At 47.1% G+C, this 3,741-nt stretch carries 5 protein-coding genes; 1 reads left to right on the top strand and 4 read right to left on the bottom strand.

Features of this window, described 5'->3' with window-relative positions; genetic code table 11:
- On the top strand, positions 1–563 hold a 563-nt coding region (locus QUA50_RS24600; RefSeq protein ID WP_333267774.1), incomplete at its 5' end, for a vitamin B12 dependent-methionine synthase activation domain-containing protein.
- Positions 564–762: 199 nt separating this feature from the next.
- Here QUA50_RS24600 and pstB read toward each other — a convergent pair.
- Genes pstB through QUA50_RS24580 form a run of 4 tightly spaced genes read right to left on the bottom strand, consistent with a single transcriptional unit; the run spans position 763 to position 3,666 of the window.
- Entirely contained in the window at positions 763–1,569 is an 807-nt protein-coding gene (gene pstB / locus QUA50_RS24595; RefSeq protein WP_333267776.1) for a phosphate ABC transporter ATP-binding protein PstB, read from the bottom strand.
- 37 nt (positions 1,570–1,606) lie between these two features.
- Entirely contained in the window at positions 1,607–2,503 is an 897-nt protein-coding gene (pstA, locus tag QUA50_RS24590) for a phosphate ABC transporter permease PstA (protein ID WP_333267778.1), read from the bottom strand.
- Between the two features lie 5 nt (positions 2,504–2,508).
- On the bottom strand, positions 2,509–3,453 hold the full coding sequence (gene pstC / locus QUA50_RS24585) for a phosphate ABC transporter permease subunit PstC (protein ID WP_333267779.1): 945 nt from the start codon (positions 3,451–3,453) through the stop codon (positions 2,509–2,511).
- Between the two features lie 18 nt (positions 3,454–3,471).
- Positions 3,472–3,666, bottom strand: a complete 195-nt coding sequence (locus QUA50_RS24580; protein WP_333267781.1) for a hypothetical protein — start codon at positions 3,664–3,666, stop codon at positions 3,472–3,474.
- Positions 3,667–3,741 lie beyond the last annotated feature (75 nt).

The raw sequence follows: 3,741 nt of genomic DNA, 5'->3' as shown, positions 1-3,741 counted from the left end.
CAACAGAAAGTGGCACAGGCATCTTGCCTGTGACTGCAACAGAAAGTGGCACAGGCATCTTGCCTGTGACTGCAACATTCACATTTCCCCGGCAAAAATCGGCGCGCAGGCTGTGCATTGCCGACTTCTTCGCGCCGAAAGAATCGGGTAAAATCGATGTATTTCCGATGCAAGTAGCGACAGTGGGAGAAATTGCTACAGAGTACGCGCAAAAGCTATTTGCTAACAATCAATATACCGACTATCTCTACTTTCACGGATTAGCGGTACAGACAGCGGAAGCCGTAGCAGAATGGACTCACGCGCGAATTCGGCGGGAATTGGGATTTGGTAGCGAAGAACCGGACAACATTCGCGATATGCTAGCGCAAAGATATCGCGGTTCGCGTTACAGTTTCGGCTATCCCGCTTGTCCGAATATGGCGGATCAGTACAAGCAACTGGAATTGTTAAAGTGCGATCGTATCAACCTCTACATGGATGAAAGCGAACAACTTTATCCCGAACAATCAACAACCGCAATTATCACCTATCACCCAGCAGCCAAATACTTCAGCGCTTAATTTCTAGGGTGCGACCCGCGCACATTCCTCGGTGAATTATACTCGTTACCAGGCCCTTCCTGGTAACGCAGCTCCGGAGTCTCTGGTTCCACTTACAGCAGTAAAGCTTGTAGTATCGTTCCAAAAACAGTCCGGAGTATTGGCCCAGAAGGTAATGTCATTGCTGACAATGCGTAACGCCTAAATCTGACACTTGCGTTTAACCAAAGCGTCCGCTAATGTACTCTTCGGCTTCTTTGGTTTGGGGAGAACCGAAAATTTGTTCAGTGGGACCAAACTCCACCAATTTGCCGCGTCGTTTGCCTAGATCGTCCGTTTCTGTATTGAAAAATGCCGTCCAATCCGCGATTCTTGACGCTTGTTGCATATTGTGAGTCACCGTAATAATTGTGTATCGTTCCTTAAGTTCTAAGCACAGTTCTTCGACCTGTCGCGTAGAAATGGGGTCGAGAGCAGAGCAAGGTTCATCCATCAATAAGACATCGGGCTTCATAGCGATCGCGCGGGCAATACAAAGCCGTTGTTGTTGTCCCCCAGATAATGCTGTTCCTTTATCTTTCAGCTTATCCTTGACCTCATTCCAGAGAGCTGCTTGTCTGAGGGAAGATTCCACTAATTCATCCAGATTTCCTTGATAACCGTTGGTTCTGGGGGCATAGGCAATATTTTCATAAATGCTCTTGGGAAACGGATTCGGCCTTTGAAACACCATTCCCACCTGTCGCCGCAATTTGACGGGATTCACTTGCGGATCGTAAATATTACGGCTGCGGTAAATGAGTTTCCCTTCCACCTTGGCAGCAGGGATTAAATCATTCATGCGATTGAAGCAACGCAATAAGGTACTTTTGCCGCAGCCTGAAGGGCCGATAAAGGCCACAATTTTTTGACGGGGAATTTTGATATAGACATCGACAAGGGCTAAAAAGCCACTGTAATAAACCTTTATGCCTTCTGCATCAAACACGCTATCATCCGTGCTGAGGTGGGCCTGACTGTTAGTCATCTGAAATGGTCTCCTTAATCTCGACAATTCAAGTTAATTAATGGCTGGAATAGCGTTGACGCAGATAGATAGCGACGGCATTAAGCGCCAAAATCAAGATAATCAGCACAATAATCGTCGCTGCGGCTGCATTGGCAAACCCCGGTTCAGGACGAGTAATATAGCTGAAAATTTGAATCGGTAACGCCATAAATCGTTGGAACAAACCCGGATTAAACGTGAGAAAACTGACAGCACCCACGACCACCAAAGAAGCAGCATCCCCAAGGGCGCGGGAGACAGAAATAATCACCCCCGTAAGAATTCCCGGAATGGCATAGGGTAAGACATGGTGTTGAATGGTTTGCCATTTGGTAGTTCCCAGTCCATAGGAAGCATTTCTCAGGGAATCGGGAACGGCGCGGATGGCCTCCCTCGCCGTGACGATAATCACAGGTAGAGATAATAGGGCAAGGGTTAATGCCCCCGAAATCAAGGTAGGCCCAAACCCTAGTAAATAGTTAAAGACCCCTAAACCCAGTAAGCCGTAGACAATAGAAGGAATCCCCGCTAAATTCCCGATATTTATCTCAATCACGGCAGTCCACCACTTTTTAGGGGCATATTCCTCTAGGTACAAAGCAGCCCCTACCCCAATGGGAACCGCAACCAGAAGGACGATTAGTCCCAGAAAGAAACTCCCAATAATGGCTGGACGGATACCTCCGCGTTCGGCAAAACGGGAAGGCGTTTCCGCGAGAAACCCCGGTGTTAGCAATCTGCCAAGTCCATCATGAAGGATATTAAGAACCAGTAAGGCGAGGACAAATAAACCGATGAGTAACCCAATTAAGAATAGATACTCAAAGACTTTACCGATCGCTTCTCGGCGTTCTAGGTTATCGGTAAATTCAGCAGTGTTGACGGAATTGTTTGTTCGAGTTGATTTAACCATAGCAATCAGTCGTATTTTTCCTTAAAGCGACTAGAAATCCAGAAGCTGGCCATATTGAGAGACAATGTAATCACGAACAGAACTGCTCCCACCGCATACAAAGTCTTAAAACTGAGGCTACCCCTGGGACTATCTCCCCCCGAAATCTCCGCCATAAAAGCGGTAAGGGTGGCGACGGATTCCATGAAATTCAAAGTGAGGCGAGGCTGCGATCCAGCCGCAATCAGAACGGTCATAGTTTCTCCCACTGCGCGGGAAAGGCCTAAAATAATCGAAGCCATAATCCCAGACAAGGCTGCCGGAAGCACCACTTTAAAAATGGTTTCTAGTTTGGTAATGCCCAAGGCATAGGAACCTTCCCGCAGAGAACGGGGAACCGATTGAAGGGCATCTAAGCTGATGGAACCGACGGTGGGGGTGATCATAATGCCCATCATTAACCCAGCGCTGAGGGCATTAAAAATCTCTAAGGGGAAAAGATGCCGCAGAACCGGAGTGACAAACAGCAAAGCAAAGTAACCATAAACTACTGTGGGAATTCCCCCCAATAACTCCACAGCAGGGCGTAACACGGCTGCCACTTTCGGTTGGGCATATTCACTCAGGTAAATGGCTGAAGACAACCCCAAGGGAACCGCCACAGCCATAGCGATCGCAGAGGTTAAAAACGTCCCGTCCAGCAGCGGCCAGATGCCAAAATGGGGTTCGGCAAACAGGGGAGTCCATCGGGTATCCAGAAAAAACTGGGCTAAAGAAACTTCTTGGAAAAAACCCACAGTCTCTTGGAAAATGATCCACACAATACCAAAGGTTGTGGCAACGGACACGAAGGCACAGGCAAATAAAACCGCACCAATAATCTTTTCTGGGACATCTTCCGAAGACTTCTTAAGCAAGAGGTCATCCGCAGCGAAAAGCGAGTCATCAAAGGAACTAGGAGTTAGGGTCATGACCTTGAGATTTCCTCCTTAAATAAAGTTAGTAATTGGTTCACCGGGTTTGGCTTTTTTGAATTTTGTTCCCGTTTCACGGCGCTCAAATTTTTGCTTAGTTTTCACATAAGCTTCATCAGGTAACGCCACATAGCCCACACCATCTACCCATTTCCAAGAATTTTCTAGATAGAATTTCACGAATCTTTCCAGGGAAGGATTGGTGGTCATACCAATTCACTATGAAGGTACACTAAATGTAGGCTAAAAGTAGAGGAGATGTAATATGGCCAACAAATTTAAGGT

Origin of the sequence: Microcoleus sp. M2_D5 (assembly GCF_036701935.1) — a bacterium.
GTDB lineage: Bacteria > Cyanobacteriota > Cyanobacteriia > Cyanobacteriales > Microcoleaceae > Microcoleus.
This window is presented reverse-complemented; position numbering and strand designations above follow the sequence as displayed.

What these genes read in the sequence shown, in the direction of transcription:
- pstB (WP_333267776.1), bottom strand. Translation starts at nt 1,569, where the DNA reads ATGACTAACAGTCAGGCCCACCTCAGCACGGATGATAGCGTGTTTGAT.
- pstA (WP_333267778.1), bottom strand. Translation starts at nt 2,503, where the DNA reads ATGGTTAAATCAACTCGAACAAACAATTCCGTCAACACTGCTGAATTT.
- pstC (WP_333267779.1), bottom strand. Translation starts at nt 3,453, where the DNA reads ATGACCCTAACTCCTAGTTCCTTTGATGACTCGCTTTTCGCTGCGGAT.
- QUA50_RS24580 (WP_333267781.1), bottom strand. Translation starts at nt 3,666, where the DNA reads ATGACCACCAATCCTTCCCTGGAAAGATTCGTGAAATTCTATCTAGAA.